This window comes from Bradyrhizobium sp. INPA03-11B, assembly GCF_040446015.1.
GTDB classification, from domain to species: Bacteria; Pseudomonadota; Alphaproteobacteria; order Rhizobiales; family Xanthobacteraceae; genus Bradyrhizobium; species Bradyrhizobium macuxiense_A.
Genome location: NZ_JASGSR010000002.1, coordinates 120,012 through 135,539, shown reverse-complemented (window position 1 = coordinate 135,539; position 15,528 = coordinate 120,012). Strand labels below are relative to the sequence as shown.

The window sequence follows — 15,528 nt, the reverse complement described above, 5'->3', positions numbered from 1 at the left end:
GTGGATGGACCGCTTACCATCATCCTGATTTGCCTTGGCTCCTCCCAAACAGCGCCGTGACTCTGCCACTCCTGGCATGCCATGTTGCCTCCGGGGCGGGGTCACGGAGATCATGGCGACATCATCGCGCGGAAGGCGCAGCAAGCGGCGAGCAAAGGGCGCGCCGTCGAAGACCCGCGCCGCCAAGACCCGCAAGGCCAAGACTCGCAAGACCAAGCCGGCGGCCAAGCCGCGCCACACGCGGGCCGCGCCAAAGACATTAGCCAAGTCCGGAGCTAAGTCCGGCCCCGGCATGGTCGAGACCGCGCTCGCCGCCTTTGCCCATGAGGTGCGGACGCCGCTGACCGGGATCCTTGCGATCAGCAACCTGCTCGCGACATCGGAGCTCGGCGAGCGCGAGCGGCGATGGGTCGATACCATCAGGGCCGGCGCCGAACACCTGGCGAGCCTTGCGACCCTGTTCGTCGATGCCGCCCGCAGCGAGGGGCCGGGGCTTGAGATCCGGCAGGACTTCTTCGACCTGCGCACGCTGGCGCGCCATGCCGGAGATTCGCTGGCCGGCCGGGCGGCAGCCAAGGGATTGCGGGCCTCGGTCGAGATATCCAGCAAGCTGCCCGCCTTCGCAGTCGGCGATCCCGTCCGGCTGCGCGCGGCGTTGGAAAACCTGATCGACAACGCCGTCAAGTTCACCGAGCAGGGCAGCATCGAGCTGCGCGTCGCGCCGGTGCCTGCGGCCAAGAACGCGGCGAAGCGACGGGCGGACGGTAGGATCGGCGTCGCCTTTGCGATCTCCGACAGCGGCATCGGCCTGACGCTATCGGAGGTCAAGCGCCTGTTCCGGCCGTTCTCGCAGGCCAATGTCTCGATCGCCGCGCGGTTCGGCGGCTCCGGGCTCGGCCTGTCCTCAGTCAAGCAGCTTGCGCGCGCCATGGGCGGCGACGTCGTCGCGGCCCAGCGCTCAGGAGGTGGCACCACCTTCACGCTCAACGTGGTGCTGGTTGCAGCCGAAGGACCGGCCGGCGCGCCCGCGAGCGAAGGCACGGCGGCAGCGTCATCGCAGGGGCTGCGGCTGCTCAGCGTCGAGGACAATCCGTTCGGCCGCGTCGTGCTCAACACGATCCTGACCGAACTCGGTCACCGCGCCGAATTCATCGGTCAGGGCGAGGGCGCGGCCGACAGGCTCCGACAGGGCGCTTTCGACGCCGTGCTGATGGACATGGTGCTGCCCGGCATCAGCGGCGTCGAAGCCATCAAGCGCATCCGCGCGCTGCCGCCGCCGCACGGCCGTATCGTGATCGTCGGGATCTCCGGCCGCGCCGAGGACGAAGCCGCGGCGCGCGCCGCCGGCGCCGACGCCTTCCTGGTCAAGCCTGTGTCTCCGCGGGCGCTCGCGACTGCGCTGCATGAAGCGACACGCCGTGCGGCAGCCGCGACTTGATGATCGCCGCGTTCAATTCGCCGCCGAACACGAAGATCGCGGCGATGAAATACAGGAACACCAGCGCGATGATCACCGAGGCCAGCCCCGCATACATCGTCACGTAGTTGTTGGCGAAGCGCGCCAGGTACATGCCGAAGCCGATGCCCGAGAGCAGCGACGCCGCCACGGTGAAGATGATGCCGGGCAGGATCTGGGTGAAGCCGCGGCGGCCGGCCGGCAGCCAGGCATGCAGGATGAACAGCGCGACGACCAGCGCCAGTATCGTGATGCCGTAGCGGGCGGTGTTGAGCAGGCTCTCGTTCGACTCGACGAAGAACGGGATATAGCGCCGCGCCGCCTCGATGATCAGCGGCCCGAGCACGATCAGGAAGGCCATCGCGAGCGAGGTGAACGCCGCGACCAGCGTGTAGCCGATCGATTCCAGCCGCAGCCAGTACCAGCGCCGCGGCTCGATCACGGCATAAGCGCGGTTCAGCGCCACCCGCAGCGCCTCGACGCCGTTGGAGGCGAAGTACACCGCGAGCACCGCGCCGATGGTCAGGATATCGCCCCGGGTGTTGGTCAGCACGTCGTGGATCTGGCCGGACAGCGCCTCGGCGACCTGCTGCGGCCAGACCTGCAGCAACAGTCCGACGGCCTGGTCGGCGAGCTGCTTGGAGCCGAAGAAGCCGGCCACCGACGTCAGCACGATCAGGAACGGAAACAGCGCCATCAGGGTCGACAGCGCGATGTGGCTCGCGATCGCCCAGCCGTCATCGGCGAGGAACGTGTAAAAGGCATCCATCACGACGTGGGTGACGTAACGAAGCTGCTTCACATTCCACCCGGCATTGTCGAAAACGGCTCGGTCCGAGAACGGACCCAGCATCTGATATTACGCACTGAAAAGCCAGTTGGTTGCATCGGCCGCCTGTGTGGAAGTCCGCGTCGTGCGGTGTTATGTACCGCAGATGACATCTCTTCTCAGCACGATCATTCTTCCCATCGCCGTCGGCGCCGTCGCGCTGGTGCTCCTGCTCGGCCTCATCAACATGATGAAGGGCGGCTCGCCGAATACGTCGCAGAAGCTGATGCGGCTGCGCGTGCTGCTGCAGTTCGTCGCCATCGTCATCGCGATGCTCGCGGTCTGGGCGATGGGGCGATAACGGCGATGCGCAAACCTTAGGAGATCACGGCCATGGTCGTTCTCAATCGGATCTACACGCGCACCGGCGATGACGGCACCACCGCGCTCGGCTCCGGCGAGCGGCGGCCGAAATACGATCTGCGGGTTGCCACCTATGGCACCGTCGACGAGACCAACGCCGCGATCGGCGTGGTGCGGCTGCATCTGGCTGATAGTCCCGAGGTCGATGCGATGCTCGGCCGGATCCAGAACGATCTGTTCGATCTCGGCGCCGACCTTGCGGTGCCCGAGCGCGAGGGCAAGGCCGAACGCCTGCGCGTGCTGGCGAGCCAGGTCGAGCGGCTCGAGCGCGACATCGACCACCTCAACGACCAGCTCGCGCCGCTGACCTCGTTCGTGCTGCCCGGCGGCACGCCTGCCGCCGCATATCTGCATCTCGCCCGGACGATATGTCGCCGCGCGGAACGGATGATGGTGGAACTCGCCGCCCGGCCCGACGAGCCGGTCAACGCCGCTGGTATTCAGTATATGAACCGCCTGTCGGATTTCCTGTTCGTTGCCAGCCGCTTCCAGAACAATAAGGGGGCGGGAGACGTGTTGTGGGTGCCGGGCCAGAACCGTTAGACTGGCTCAAAACCGGGTGACGGTTTTTTGGCTTTGGCGCGTTGACCAGGGGAAAACGGACCTTTAGGTTCCGCGCCAGCCAACCGAAACCCATAAAATCAAAGCGAAAGAGGATCGATGAAGGTTCTTGTGCCGGTAAAGCGGGTCGTCGACTACAACGTCAAGGTCCGCGTCAAGAGCGACGGGACGGGCGTGGAGCTCGCCAACGTCAAGATGTCGATGAACCCGTTCGACGAGATCGCCGTCGAGGAAGCGCTGCGGCTGAAGGAAGCCGGCAAGGCGACCGAAGTGGTGGTGGTATCGATCGGACCGGCGCAGGCCTCCGAGACCATTCGCACCGGACTCGCGATGGGCGCCGACCGCGGCGTCCTGGTCAAGGCCGAAGGCAATGTCGAACCGCTCGCGGTTGCCAAGATCCTGAAGGCGGTGGTCGAGGCGGAGCAGCCCGGCCTCGTCATTCTCGGCAAGCAGGCGATCGACGACGACTCGAACCAGACCGGCCAGATGCTGGCCGCGCTGCTCGGCTGGTCGCAGGCGACCTTCGCCTCCAAGCTCGAGGTTGAAGGATCGGACTTCAAGGTCACGCGCGAAGTCGACGGCGGCCTGCAGACCATCAAGCTGAAGGGCCCGGCGATCGTCACCACTGACCTGCGCCTCAACGAGCCGCGCTATGCGTCGCTGCCCAACATCATGAAGGCGAAGAAGAAGCCGATCGACGACAAGAGCGTCGCTGACTACGGCGTCGATGTGACGCCGCGTCTGGAAGTGCTGAAGACCGCGGAACCGGCAGGCCGCAAGGCGGGCGTCAAGGTCAAGGACGTCGCCGAACTCGTGAACAAGCTCAAGACCGAAGCCGGGGTTCTCTGATGACGACGCTGTTGATTGCTGAACACGACCACGAGACCCTGAAGGACTCGACCAACAAGGCGCTGACCGCGGCGAGCCAGCTCGGCGGCGACGTGCATGTGCTGGTCGCCGGTGGCGGCCAGGGCACCAAGGCGGCGGCGGAAGCAGCTGCCAAGCTTGCCGGCGTCAGCAAGGTGCTGGTGGCCGAAGGTCCCGCCTATGAGCACGACCTTGCCGAGCCGCTGGCTGCGCTGATCGTCGCGCTGGCACCGGGCTACGACGCCTTCGTCGCGCCCGCGACCTCGCGCTTCAAGAACGTGATGCCGCGCGTCGCAGCGCTGCTCGATGTCATGCAGGTCTCCGAGATCATCAAGGTCGTCGCGCCCGACACCTATGAGCGGCCGATCTACGCCGGCAACGCGATCCAGACCGTGAAGTCGAAGGACGCCAAGAAGGTGATCACGGTCCGCACCTCGACCTTCGCCGCCGCCGGCGAGGGCGGCAGCGCGGCGATCGAGAACGCCGCTTCGGCCGCCGATCCGGGCCTGTCCACCTTCGTCGGCGAGGAAGTCGCCAAGAGCGACCGTCCGGAACTGACCTCGGCCAAGATCATCGTCTCGGGCGGCCGCGCGATGCAGAGCCGCGAGAACTTCGCCAAGTACATCGAGCCGCTCGCCGACAAGCTCGGCGCCGGCGTCGGCGCCTCGCGCGCCGCGGTCGATGCCGGCTATGCGCCGAACGACTGGCAGGTCGGCCAGACCGGCAAGGTGGTGGCCCCGGAACTCTATGTCGCGGTCGGCATCTCCGGTGCGATCCAGCATCTGGCCGGCATGAAGGACTCCAAGGTGATCGTCGCCATCAACAAGGATGAGGACGCGCCGATCTTCCAGGTCGCCGATTACGGCCTGGTCGCCGACCTCTACCAGGCGGTTCCGGAGCTCACCGAAGCGCTCGGCAAGCTCGGAAAGTAAGCGACAAGACACCGGCCGGATGGCTAAGCTCCGGCCGGTGTTATAATTTTCGAGGCAATGATCCGGAAACGTTTTTCCGGAAGGATCGTGCCCGACAGGGGGAAATGGGATCCTTGTGTGGTGACCTGTCATCACATCATGGTCCCGGGAACGTTTTCCGGCGGATTGGGCAACCCGGAAGGCTTCGCTTCGGGTATCGTTGGGATTGGGCAGGCGCGACATGCGCGCCGTTCCGGTGGATGACAAGATGACGGTGGCAATCAAAAAGGTCGGCGTGATCGGTTCGGGCCAGATGGGCAATGGCATTGCCCATGTGGCGGCGCTGGCCGGCTTCGACGTGGTGCTCAATGACGTGTCCGGCGACCGGCTGAAGTCGGCGCTGGCGACCATCAACGGCAATCTGACCCGCCAGGTCGCCAAGAAGGCGATCGGCGAGAGCGAGCGCAAGCAGGCGCTCGACCGCATCACCTCGTCCGAGACGCTCGATGCGCTGGCCGATTGCGATCTCGTGATCGAGACCGCGATCGAGAAGGAAGAGACCAAGCGCAAGATATTCCATGAGGTCTGCGCGGTGCTGAAGCCGGAAGCGATCGTCGCGACCAACTCGTCGTCGATCTCGATCACGCGGCTCGCCGCCTCGACCGACCGCCCGGAGAAATTCATCGGCATTCATTTCATGAATCCGGTGCCGGCGATGGAGCTGGTCGAGCTGATCCGCGGCATCGCCACCGACGATGTGACCTTCGACACCGCCAAGGCGTTCGTCGCCAAGCTCGGCAAGCAGGTCGCGGTGTCGGAAGATTTCCCCGCCTTCATCGTCAACCGCATCCTGCTGCCGATGATCAACGAGGCGATCTACACGCTGTATGAAGGCGTCGGCAACGTCGAGGCGATCGATGCCGCGATGAAGCTCGGCGCGCACCATCCGATGGGCCCGCTCGAGCTCGCCGATTTCATCGGCCTCGACACCTGCCTGTCGATCATGCAGGTGCTGCACGAGGGGCTCGCGGACTCCAAGTACCGGCCGTGCCCGCTGCTGGTGAAGTACGTCGAGGCCGGCTGGCTCGGACGCAAGTCCCAGCGCGGCTTCTACGACTACCGCGGCGACAAGCCGGTTCCGACGCGGTAAGGGCCAACGTTCCTCCACTCATTCGCTCAGGCGGCATCCCGCGCGCTTCAGCATGTCGCGGATGATGAGCGGCGTTGCAGGCGTCTCGGTGGCGCCGTTCCCGGCACTTGACGATGCGTCAGCCTGACGCGGCGATCCATTACCCAAGCATTAACTTTCGCGCGCTACCTAAAGTCGAACTTGGGAGTACCGCGTATGGACACGATGAGCATGGTCGCCAGCATCCTCTCGATGCAGCAGGGCAATCTGCAGGGTGAGATCGCAACCCGCGTGACCAAGCAGAACCTCGACGCGGAAAAGTTCGCGGTTCAAACCCTCCTCGGCAGCCCCTCCACCGCGAACCTGGCACCTGGCGTCGGCGGCAACCTCAACGCCATTGCCTGAGTTCACCCCTCAGCTATTCGCGTCATTGCGAGCGAAGCGAAGTAATCCATCGCGCCGCCGGCGGAAACGTGGATTGCTTCGTCGCTACGCTCCTCGCAATGACGGGGCAAGCGCCTGACCGGCCCCAAAAAGACCGCTAGAACCCCGCCGCGGCAGGCTGTAGCGCCGCCTTCACTAGCTTGATCGCATCGTCGCTCGCCCATTCGGCGGGACCGGCGATATTGGCGATTTCGCAGCCCTTGCCGTCGACCAGCACCGAGGTCGGCATGCCCAGCGCCTTGCCTATGTTCTTAAGGTCCTGAAAGACCTTGGCTTTCTGGTCGCTGAAATAATCCAGCTTGGTCAGATTGGCCTCTTTCAGGAAGTTCTTCGGCTTGTCCGGGTCGCGGGTGTCGATGTTGATCGCGACCACCTCGAAATCCTTGCCGCCGAGCTTGGTCTGCAGGCTGTCGAGCGCCGGCATTTCCTTGCGGCAGGGCACGCACCAGGTCGCCCACAGATTGACCAGCACAGTCTTGCCGCGCCAATCCGACAGCTTCTTCGGCTGACCGTTGGCGTCCTCGAAGGTCAGGTCGGGCAGCCGCAAGGGGGTGGTCGCCATGGTCAGCGCCGCGACCTCGCCATGGGCGAGCGGGGCGATTTTCTTGGCCAGATCCACCGCGCTGTTGCAGGCGATGTCGCCGCCCGCGGGATGCCTGAGGCTGGAGACCCCGATATAGCCGAGCACGGCCCCAACCAGCACGGCGCCGATCACCAGCGGGATACGCCGCTTGGCCGTCGGCTTGGCGGTCGATTCAGATGGGGTCGTCTCGGGCATATCGTTTGTCATCCTGGGTCAGATACGGCTATGCAGTGCTGGAGCATGATCCGGAAAAGTGCGAAGCGGTTTTCCGAAAAGATCATGCTCATACAACAAGCTAATACGTCCGGAACCGCCATGCTGTTTCGCCGCTACGGCCAATGAAACAGCAGGGCCTGCAATACAAATTCGTGAGCGAGATGTCATGAGCAACAAGATGTGGGGCGGCCGGTTCTCGGAGCGTCCCGACGCGATCATGGAGGAAATCAACGTCTCCATCGACGTCGACCGGCACCTTTACGCCCAGGACATTGCTGCGTCCAAGGCCCACGCCGCGATGCTCGCCGCGCAAGGCATCATCACGTCAGCTGATGCGAAAAATATCGGTAAAGGTCTAGACACGATTTTGTCAGAAATCGGCAAGGGCGGTTTCGACTTCAAGCGCGCGCTCGAGGACATCCATATGAATGTCGAGTCGCGGCTGTCCGAGCTGATCGGGCCTGCCGCAGGCCGGCTGCATACCGCGCGGTCGCGCAACGACCAGGTCGCGACCGATTTCCGACTCTATGTCCGCGACACCATCGATGAGACGAATGCGGCGCTGGCCGCGTTCCAGCAGGCGCTGGTCACCCGCGCGCTGGAGCATGCCGGAACCGTGATGCCGGGCTTCACCCATCTGCAGACCGCGCAGCCCGTGACCTTCGGCCATCATCTGCTGGCCTATGTCGAGATGGCCGGCCGCGACCGCGGCCGCTTTATCGATGCGCGCAAGCGGCTGAACGAATCGCCGCTGGGCGCCGCCGCGCTTGCCGGCACCTCGTTTCCGATCGATCGTGCGGCGACCGCCAAGGCGCTCGGCTTCGACCGGCCGATGGCCAATTCGCTCGATGCGGTATCCGACCGCGATTTCGTGCTGGAGACCTTGTCGGCGGCCGCGATCTGCGCGGTGCACATGTCGCGCTTTGCCGAGGAGATCGTGATCTGGACCTCGCCCTTGGTCGGTCTCGTCAAGCTCAGCGACAAATTCACCACCGGCTCGTCGATCATGCCGCAGAAGCGCAATCCGGACGCCGCCGAGCTGGTGCGCGCCAAGACCGGCCGCGTGATCGGTGCGCTCACTGCGCTGCTGATCGTGATGAAGGGCCTGCCGCTCGCCTATCAAAAGGACATGCAGGAGGACAAGCAGGGTGCCATGGAGGCGTTCGAGGCGCTGTCGCTCGCGATCCGCGCCATGACCGGTATGGTCGAGGATCTGGTGCCCGATGAGACGAAAATGAAGGCCGCCGCCGGCGAGGGCTATGCCACCGCGACTGACCTGGCCGACTGGCTGGTGCGCACCCTGAAAATGCCGTTCCGCGACGCCCATCATGTTACCGGGCGGATCGTCGGCCTGGCCTCCAAGCAGGGCGTCGCGCTGCACGAGCTGCCGCTTGCGGCCATGCAGGAGGTCGAGCCGAAGATTACCGCTGAGGCGCTGAAGGTGCTCAGCGTCGAATCCTCGGTGAAGAGCCGGACCTCGTTTGGCGGCACGGCGCCGAAGAATGTGATGGCGCAGGCCAAAGCCTGGGCCAAGCGGCTGGAAAAAGAGCGAAAATTGGGCTGAACCAGAAAATTTGGCCGTGATTTCTCAGCGCTCCGCCTCTCGCCAGAGCACGCCAATGTTTGTATGGTGCCGCCCGAATTGGGGAATTCGTCGTGATTAGCAAGAACCGCCTGACCCCCTCGGGATGGGCCATCATTGTGCTGAGCGTGTCAGCGCTTGCGCTCGGCGGCTGTGGCCGCAAGGGACCGCTCGACCTGCCGCCGACCGCGAACGCCGCGCCGGGCGCAGCACCGAGCGACACCGAGAGCGAGCGGGCGGCGCAGCCCAGCGTGTTCAATCCGACCTATGGCTCGGAGGCCGCGCCGGCCGCGACGCGTGGCAATAAACGGCCCTTCGTCCTCGATCCGTTGCTCGGCAATTAGTATCTCGAGCATGATCCGGAAAAGTGCGAAGCGGTTTTCCGAAAAGGTCATGCTCAAACAATAAAGCGTGTCATGAACCATTTCGACTATCGCAACGGCGTGCTGCATGCCGAGGCGGTCAATCTCATTGAGCTGGCGGAAGCCGTCGGCACGCCGTTCTACTGCTATTCGACGGCGACGCTGGAGCGGCACTACCGGGTCTTCACCGAGGCCTTCGCGGGCGAGAAGGCGCTGGTCTGCTACGCCATGAAGGCGAACTCCAACCAGTCGGTGCTGCGCACGCTGGCCAAGCTCGGCGCCGGCGCCGACGTGGTGTCCGGCGGTGAATTGAAGCGGGCGCTGGCGGCCGGCATTCCGCCGTCGAAGATCCTGTTCTCCGGCGTTGGCAAGACCGAAACCGAGCTGCGCGCAGCGCTCGCCGCGGACATCCTCTGCATCAACATCGAGTCCGAGCCGGAGCTCGAGATGCTGTCGCGCCTTGCGGTCGAGATGAAGACGACCGCGCGGATCTCGGTGCGGGTCAATCCCGACGTCGATGCCGGCACCCATGCCAAGATCTCGACCGGCAAGTCGGAGAACAAGTTCGGCATTCCGATCGCGCGTGCCCGCGAGGTCTATGCCCGCGCGGCGAAGCTGCCGGGCATCAAGGTCACCGGCACCGACGTGCATATCGGCAGCCAGATCACCGATCTCGGCCCGCTGGAAGTCGCCTTCCGGCTGCTCGCCGAATTCGTGCAGACGCTGCGCGCCGACGGCCACGACATCTCGCACATCGATTTCGGCGGCGGCCTCGGCATTCCCTATTACATGGACCGCGCTGCGCCGCCGGCGCCCGATGCCTATGCCGCGATGGTCAAGCGCGTCACGCACAATCTCGGCTGCACGCTGATGTTCGAGCCGGGCCGCCTGATCGTCGGCAATGCCGGCATCCTGGTCAGCCGCGTGATCCATGTGAAGCCCGGCGAGGCCAAGAACTTCGTCATCATCGACGCTGCGATGAACGATTTGATCCGGCCGACGCTTTATGAAGCGCATCACGACATCCTGCCGGTGCGCGAGCCGGCCGCGGGCACGCCGACCATGGTCGCCGACGTGGTCGGTCCGGTCTGCGAGACCGGCGACTATCTCGCGCTCGACCGCGCGCTGCCGCAGCCCAAGGCCGGCGATCTCCTCGCGATCATGACCGCGGGCGCCTATGGCGCGGTGCAGTCCGGCACCTACAACACGCGGCCGCTGGTGCCGGAGGTGCTGGTCAAGGACGACCAGTACGCCGTGGTCCGCCCGCGCATCGACGTCGACGCGCTGATCGCGATGGACAAGCCGGCGCCATGGCTGTGAGCCGCTAGCGGCGCGTCATATTCGGTGTCGTCCCTGCGAAAGCAGGCTGCGCTTGCCCGGGACGACGGCGTTTGTTTCTTCGACGACGCTTATTTGGCTGCGTGACTGCCACCCTTGCCGCAACTCACGATCACGCCCGCGGCTTTCTCGATCGGCTTGATCGCCGCGGTGAAATCCGACTCCGGTCCCTCGTCGCGGATGATGACCTCCCAGAGCCGGCCGACTGCCTCGGCAACTTCCATCGACAACCCGAGCGCGCGCATTTCCTCGACGGCAAGGCGCACGTCCTTGACCATCAACCCGGTGGCGAAGCCGAAGTCGAAGCTGCGCGGCAAGACCGAGCGCGGAAACTTGTCGCGGCTCGCGGTGTTCAGCCCGGAGCCCGCATTGATGACGTCGATCATCACGGCCGGATCGAGCCCGGACTTCACGCCCATCACGACAGCCTCGGACGTTGCGACCATCGCGGTCGCGGAGAGGAAGTTGTTGGCGAGCTTCATGGTCTGGCCGGAGCCAGGCTTGGTGCCGATGAAGAACACCTTGCCGATCACGTCGAGCGCGCCCTTGACCAGTTCGAAATCGGAGCGCGGGCCCGACGCCATCACCGCCAGCGTGCCCTTCTCGGCGCCGGAGACGCCACCGGAGACCGGGCTGTCGATCTGCACGATGTTCTTCTTCGCCAAGAGATCGTGGATCTTCACGGCCATCCGCGAGCCGACGGTGGAGAGATCGATGAAGCGCTTGACGCGCGTGCCCTCGATCACGCCGCCCGGGCCGGTCGCGACCTCGAGCGAAGCCTGCAGTGAGGGCAGGCTCGCCATCACGGTCTCGACGCGGTCGGCGATGTCCTTCGGCGACGATGCTGCCGCAGCGCCGAGCGCAACCAGCCTGTCGCGCGCGTCCTTGCTGGTGTCGAACACGGTGAGCTTGTGGCCGGCCTCGATCAGCCGGCGCGCCATCGGGAAGCCCATCTTCCCGAGGCCGATGAATCCGATTTCCATGGGTCGTTTCCTTTTCTTCGTTATGCGGCGAAGTCGCGTGCCCCGCATTCAATGTCGTCCCGGCGAAGGCCGAGACCCATTACCACCGCGGCTGATTTTGTGCTCCGCTGGAGCCCCAGCATGTTCTCACCACGAAGGCTTGTGGTTATGGGTCCCAGCCTTCGCCGGGACGACGATGCGGAGGCAGCCGGGCCTCACGCCTTGTCGAGCTCGGCGAACACCTCGCGCGCGATGCGGAAGCTGTCGACGCCGGCCGGGATGCCGGCATAGATCGAGACCTGCATGAAGATCTCGCGGATCTCGTCGCGCGACACGCCGTTGGTCAGCGCGCCCTTGATGTGCGCTTTCAGTTCGTGCGGCCGGTTCAGGATCGAGATCATGGCGAGGTTGAGCATGCTGCGGGTCTTGCGCGGCAGCTCCTCGCGGCCCCAGACCGCACCCCAGCAATATTCCGTGACGAGTTCCTGGAACGGCTTGTTGAAGCCGTCCGAGTTCTTCAGCGCATTGTTGACATAGGCCTCGCCGAGCACCGCTTTGCGGATCTCGAGCCCCTTGTCGTGCGTTTTTTGGTCCATATCGTTTCCTCATGCGTTAAGGCGTTGGTTCGGCCGGGACGTTACGGGGTCGAACCGCCGCAGTCACGCCTTCGTGTTATGCGTAATTCCCGGTGTGGGTTACGCCCCGGAACGGGTGCCTCAAAGCCGCCGCCGTGCTAGGCTGACCTGCCGGCTACCCCGGAGATTTTATTGAGCGGAGCCAACATCGACCCGTCTGACAGCCCGTCACGCGCCGTCCGCGACAGCGAAGCGATCGCGCGGCTGAAACTGACCGAGGCTCTGCAGCGGGCAAAATTCGCGATTGCGTGGGAACGGGCTTGGCCGCATCTGGCGCGGTTCCTGACGGTCGCAGGGCTGTTCCTGGTGGCGTCCTGGGCCGGGCTGTGGCTGGTGCTGCCGTTTGCCGCACGGCTCGCCGGCGCCGCCCTGTTCGCGCTGGCCGCACTCGCGACGCTGCTGCCGCTGGTGCGCTTCCGCTGGCCGAGCCGCGAGGAAGGCCTGAGCCGGCTCGATCGCGGCGCCGGGATCCGGCATCGCCCGGCGACCACGCTCTCCGACACGCTCACCAACAAGGACCCGTTCACGCTGGCGCTGTGGCAGGCGCAGCGCGAGCGCACGCTGGCCTCGATCAAGCGCATCCGCGCCGGCCTGCCGCGACCGCGCGTTTCGCTGCATGACCCCTGGGCGCTGCGGGCGCTGGTCATTGTGATGCTGGTCGCGACTTATGTCGCGGCCGGCGACGAGCGCGGCCTGCGGGTCGCTTCCGCATTCGACTGGAACGGCATCATGGCGCCGGCCAATGTCCGGGTCGACGCCTGGGTGACGCCGCCGAACTATACCGGCAAGCCGCCGATCATTCTCTCCAACGCCAACAAGGACGCCAACGCGGCCGACACCACCCCGCTCGCGGTTCCCTCGGGCAGCACGCTGCTGGTGCGCTCCAGCGGCGGCACCATCGACGTCGTGGTCGGTGGCGGCGTCACCGAGGTGGCGCCGGAGGGGCAGGCGCCCAAGGGCACCAATGAGCGGCATTTCAAGATCGCCGGCGACGGCACCGCGCATGTCCGCGCGCCGGCCGGCCAGCCGCAGTGGAAATTCACCGCGACGCCGGACCGTCCGCCGTCGATTGCGCTCGCCAAGGATCCGGAGCGGCAGGCGCGCGGCGCCTTGCAGATGTCCTACAAGCTCGAGGACGATTACGGCGTCACCGAAGCCCGCGCGCAGTTCGCGCCGCGGCCCGCCGATGCGCCCAAAGACGCGACCAAGGACGCCGACGGCAAGGCCGCGCAGCCGCGGCCGCTGTTCGAGCCGCCGCAATTCCCGCTGGTGCTGCCGAACGCGCGTACCCGCAACGGCGTCGGCCAGACCGTCAAGGACCTCAGCGAAGACCCCTATGCCGGCGCCGACGTGACGCTGACGCTCACAGCCAAGGACGAGGCCGGCAACGAGGGCAAGAGCGAGCCCTTCAGCATGCGCCTGCCGGAGCGGCTGTTCACCAAGCCCTTGGCGCGCGCGCTGATCGAGCAGCGCCGTATCCTGGCGCTCGATGCCAACCAGAACGGCCAGGTCTACGCCGCGCTCGACGCGTTGATGATCGCGCCTGAGATGTTCATGCCGGAGACCGGCCATTACCTCGGCCTCCACACCGTGGCCCGCCAGCTCGAGGCGGCGCGCACCGACGATCAGCTGCGCGAGGTCGTCGCCAGCCTGTGGGCGCTCGCCGTCACCATCGAGGACGGCAACATCAGCGATGTCGACAAGGCGCTGCGCGCGGCGCAGGACGCGCTCAAGCAGGCGCTGGAGCGCGGCGCGAGCGACGAGGAGATCAAGAAGCTCACCGACAATCTGCGCGCGGCGCTGGACAATTTCCTGCGCCAGATGGTCGAGCAGTTCCGCAACAATCCGCAGCAGCTCGCCCGTCCGCTCGATCCCAATGCCAAGGTGCTGAGCCAGCAGGACCTCAAGAACATGCTCGATCGCATGGAGCGGCTGTCGCGCTCCGGCGACAAGGATGCGGCGCGGCAGCTGCTCGAACAGATGCAGCAGATGCTGGAAAACCTGCAGATGGCGCAGCCCAACCAGGGCGACGACGACATGCAGCAGTCGCTCAACGAGCTCGGCGACATGATCCGCAAGCAGCAGCAATTGCGCGACAAGACCTTCAAGCAGGGCCAGGATTCCCGCCGCGACCGGATGCGCGGCAAGCAGGGCGACCAGTCGATGGGCGACCTGCAGCAGGATCAGCAGGCGCTGCGCGACCGCCTGAAGAAGCTGCAGGAAGAGCTCGCCAAGCGCGGCATGGGTCCGGATCAGCGCGGCCAGAAGGGCCAAAAGGGTCAGAAAGGCGATCAGGCCCAGCAGGGCGAGCAAGGCGGCGACCAGGGCGATGATGACGGCGACGGGCTCGACCAGGCCGATTCCGCGATGGGCGATGCCTCCGGCCGGCTCGGCGAAGGCAATGCCGACGGCGCGGTGGATTCGCAGGGCCGCGCGCTGGATGCGCTGCGCAAGGGCGCCCAGAGCCTCGCCGACGCGATGCAGCAGGGCGACGGCGACCAGCCCGGCGACAGCCCAGGCAACCGCGCCGGCCGCCAGCAGAGCGGCGGCAACCAGACCGATCCGCTCGGCCGCCCGCTGCACGGCCGCGAATTCGGCGACGACTACACGGTGAAGATCCCCGGCGAGATCGACGTCCAGCGCGTCCGCCGCATCCTCGAAGAACTGCGCCGCCGCCTCGCCGATCCGTCACGTCCGCAGATCGAGCTCGACTACATCGAGCGGCTGCTGAAGGATTATTGATCCCACCATCATCTCTGCTGTCATCGCCTGGCTCGATGTTTAGACCGGGCGATCCAGTATTCCAGAGACGTCAGTGCTTGAATCGAGGGGCCTCGGCGTACTGGATGCCCCGCCTTCGCGGGGCATGACGAGGAGCGTGTGGGTTTCGCCTGCGAAGACGGCCTAGCTCGCCTTCCTTGCGGCCAGCGCGTCCGCCACCGCGGTGCGGATATCGGCGACCGAGAACGGTTTCGTCACCACGTCATGCACGATCGCCTCGAGGCCGGAGGCGCGCTCGCGCTGATGGGCGAAGCCGGTCATCAGCAGGATCTTCAGCGCGGGGAAGTCGCGCGCCGCGGTCAGCGCCAGCGCGATGCCGTCCATCACAGGCATCTGGATGTCGGTGAGCAGCAGGTCGAACGCGCCTTCATCGCGCGTCAAAACTTCCAGCGCCTCGGCGCCGTCCTGCGCGGTCACGGTCTCGTGGCCGTCCATGGCGATGGCGCGCGCCACCAGCGAGCGCATCGAGTCTTCGTCGTCGGCGATCAGAACACGCGTCATGATGATGG

The 15,528-nt window shown here is 65.7% G+C and carries 16 protein-coding genes; 11 read left to right on the top strand and 5 right to left on the bottom strand.

What is annotated here, in order from left to right:
* Positions 1–112: 112 nt before the first annotated feature.
* Complete coding sequence (locus tag QMZ05_RS01655) at positions 113–1,438, top strand: ATP-binding protein (RefSeq protein ID WP_353699178.1); 1,326 nt, start codon at positions 113–115, stop codon at positions 1,436–1,438.
* On the opposite strand, the gene QMZ05_RS01650 is transcribed toward QMZ05_RS01655, so the two are convergent.
* Positions 1,365–2,258: a YihY/virulence factor BrkB family protein gene (locus QMZ05_RS01650; protein ID WP_353699177.1), complete on the bottom strand. Its 894-nt coding sequence runs from the start codon at positions 2,256–2,258 to the stop codon at positions 1,365–1,367. The two genes, QMZ05_RS01655 and QMZ05_RS01650, sit on opposite strands and share 74 nt — an antisense overlap.
* Positions 2,259–2,391: 133 nt before the next feature.
* Between QMZ05_RS01650 and QMZ05_RS01645 the strand changes: the two genes are divergently transcribed.
* The 6 genes from QMZ05_RS01645 (at position 2,392) to QMZ05_RS01620 (ending at position 6,521) form a co-directional block, all read left to right on the top strand.
* Positions 2,392–2,586, top strand: coding sequence for a twin transmembrane helix small protein (locus QMZ05_RS01645; protein WP_028340366.1), 195 nt, complete (start codon positions 2,392–2,394; stop codon positions 2,584–2,586).
* Between the two features lie 32 nt (positions 2,587–2,618).
* Positions 2,619–3,191, top strand: a complete 573-nt coding sequence (locus tag QMZ05_RS01640; protein WP_353699176.1) for a cob(I)yrinic acid a,c-diamide adenosyltransferase — start codon at positions 2,619–2,621, stop codon at positions 3,189–3,191.
* Between the two features lie 117 nt (positions 3,192–3,308).
* Entirely contained in the window at positions 3,309–4,058 is a 750-nt protein-coding gene (locus tag QMZ05_RS01635; protein WP_353699175.1) for an electron transfer flavoprotein subunit beta/FixA family protein, read from the top strand.
* Positions 4,058–5,008 carry an FAD-binding protein gene (locus tag QMZ05_RS01630; RefSeq protein ID WP_050422791.1) on the top strand — a complete coding sequence of 317 codons (951 nt, stop codon included), beginning with the start codon at positions 4,058–4,060 and terminating at the stop codon, positions 5,006–5,008. The genes QMZ05_RS01635 and QMZ05_RS01630 overlap by 1 nt, the downstream gene beginning before the upstream one ends.
* A gap of 247 nt (positions 5,009–5,255) precedes the next feature.
* Positions 5,256–6,137: a 3-hydroxybutyryl-CoA dehydrogenase gene (locus QMZ05_RS01625; protein ID WP_353699174.1), complete on the top strand. Its 882-nt coding sequence runs from the start codon at positions 5,256–5,258 to the stop codon at positions 6,135–6,137.
* A gap of 195 nt (positions 6,138–6,332) precedes the next feature.
* The gene (locus QMZ05_RS01620; protein ID WP_353699173.1) at positions 6,333–6,521 is read left to right on the top strand and encodes a putative motility protein; all 189 of its coding nucleotides are present in this window, start codon (positions 6,333–6,335) and stop codon (positions 6,519–6,521) included.
* A 136-nt stretch (positions 6,522–6,657) separates the two neighbouring features.
* Here QMZ05_RS01620 and QMZ05_RS01615 read toward each other — a convergent pair whose 3' ends face one another.
* Positions 6,658–7,350: a TlpA disulfide reductase family protein gene (locus QMZ05_RS01615; RefSeq protein WP_353699172.1), complete on the bottom strand. Its 693-nt coding sequence runs from the start codon at positions 7,348–7,350 to the stop codon at positions 6,658–6,660.
* 175 nt (positions 7,351–7,525) lie between these two features.
* Between QMZ05_RS01615 and argH the strand changes: the two genes are divergently transcribed.
* From argH to lysA, 3 genes are all read left to right on the top strand, one after another.
* On the top strand, positions 7,526–8,923 hold the full coding sequence (gene argH / locus QMZ05_RS01610) for an argininosuccinate lyase (RefSeq protein ID WP_353699171.1): 1,398 nt from the start codon (positions 7,526–7,528) through the stop codon (positions 8,921–8,923).
* Positions 8,924–9,015: 92 nt separating this feature from the next.
* The gene (locus tag QMZ05_RS01605; RefSeq protein WP_050422796.1) at positions 9,016–9,285 is read left to right on the top strand and encodes a lipoprotein; all 270 of its coding nucleotides are present in this window, start codon (positions 9,016–9,018) and stop codon (positions 9,283–9,285) included.
* A 72-nt stretch (positions 9,286–9,357) separates the two neighbouring features.
* Positions 9,358–10,623, top strand: a complete 1,266-nt coding sequence (gene lysA / locus QMZ05_RS01600; RefSeq protein ID WP_353699170.1) for a diaminopimelate decarboxylase — start codon at positions 9,358–9,360, stop codon at positions 10,621–10,623.
* 89 nt (positions 10,624–10,712) lie between these two features.
* Here lysA and QMZ05_RS01595 read toward each other — a convergent pair whose 3' ends face one another.
* Positions 10,713–11,624, bottom strand: coding sequence for an NAD(P)-dependent oxidoreductase (locus QMZ05_RS01595; RefSeq protein WP_353699169.1), 912 nt, complete (start codon positions 11,622–11,624; stop codon positions 10,713–10,715).
* Positions 11,625–11,818: 194 nt separating this feature from the next.
* Positions 11,819–12,199, bottom strand: coding sequence for a carboxymuconolactone decarboxylase family protein (locus QMZ05_RS01590; RefSeq protein WP_353699168.1), 381 nt, complete (start codon positions 12,197–12,199; stop codon positions 11,819–11,821).
* A gap of 171 nt (positions 12,200–12,370) precedes the next feature.
* Here QMZ05_RS01590 and QMZ05_RS01585 point away from each other — a divergent pair, with 171 nt between their 5' ends.
* Positions 12,371–14,980, top strand: a complete 2,610-nt coding sequence (locus QMZ05_RS01585) for a TIGR02302 family protein (RefSeq protein WP_353699167.1) — start codon at positions 12,371–12,373, stop codon at positions 14,978–14,980.
* Positions 14,981–15,142: 162 nt separating this feature from the next.
* Here the strand turns inward: QMZ05_RS01585 and QMZ05_RS01580 are convergent, their stop codons facing one another.
* The gene (locus QMZ05_RS01580) at positions 15,143–15,520 is read right to left on the bottom strand and encodes a response regulator (protein WP_028340383.1); all 378 of its coding nucleotides are present in this window, start codon (positions 15,518–15,520) and stop codon (positions 15,143–15,145) included.
* Positions 15,521–15,528 lie beyond the last annotated feature (8 nt).

Bases quoted from the DNA above. Each gene is read 5' to 3' on its own strand.
- QMZ05_RS01645 (WP_028340366.1), top strand. From the start codon at position 2,392: ATGACATCTCTTCTCAGCACGATCATTCTTCCCATCGCCGTCGGCGCC.
- QMZ05_RS01615 (WP_353699172.1), bottom strand. From the start codon at position 7,350: ATGACAAACGATATGCCCGAGACGACCCCATCTGAATCGACCGCCAAG.
- QMZ05_RS01590 (WP_353699168.1), bottom strand. From the start codon at position 12,199: ATGGACCAAAAAACGCACGACAAGGGGCTCGAGATCCGCAAAGCGGTG.
- QMZ05_RS01640 (WP_353699176.1), top strand. From the start codon at position 2,619: ATGGTCGTTCTCAATCGGATCTACACGCGCACCGGCGATGACGGCACC.
- QMZ05_RS01595 (WP_353699169.1), bottom strand. From the start codon at position 11,624: ATGGAAATCGGATTCATCGGCCTCGGGAAGATGGGCTTCCCGATGGCG.
- QMZ05_RS01625 (WP_353699174.1), top strand. From the start codon at position 5,256: ATGACGGTGGCAATCAAAAAGGTCGGCGTGATCGGTTCGGGCCAGATG.
- QMZ05_RS01635 (WP_353699175.1), top strand. From the start codon at position 3,309: ATGAAGGTTCTTGTGCCGGTAAAGCGGGTCGTCGACTACAACGTCAAG.
- QMZ05_RS01630 (WP_050422791.1), top strand. From the start codon at position 4,058: ATGACGACGCTGTTGATTGCTGAACACGACCACGAGACCCTGAAGGAC.
- QMZ05_RS01655 (WP_353699178.1), top strand. From the start codon at position 113: ATGGCGACATCATCGCGCGGAAGGCGCAGCAAGCGGCGAGCAAAGGGC.
- argH (WP_353699171.1), top strand. From the start codon at position 7,526: ATGAGCAACAAGATGTGGGGCGGCCGGTTCTCGGAGCGTCCCGACGCG.
- QMZ05_RS01580 (WP_028340383.1), bottom strand. From the start codon at position 15,520: ATGACGCGTGTTCTGATCGCCGACGACGAAGACTCGATGCGCTCGCTG.
- lysA (WP_353699170.1), top strand. From the start codon at position 9,358: ATGAACCATTTCGACTATCGCAACGGCGTGCTGCATGCCGAGGCGGTC.
- QMZ05_RS01620 (WP_353699173.1), top strand. From the start codon at position 6,333: ATGGACACGATGAGCATGGTCGCCAGCATCCTCTCGATGCAGCAGGGC.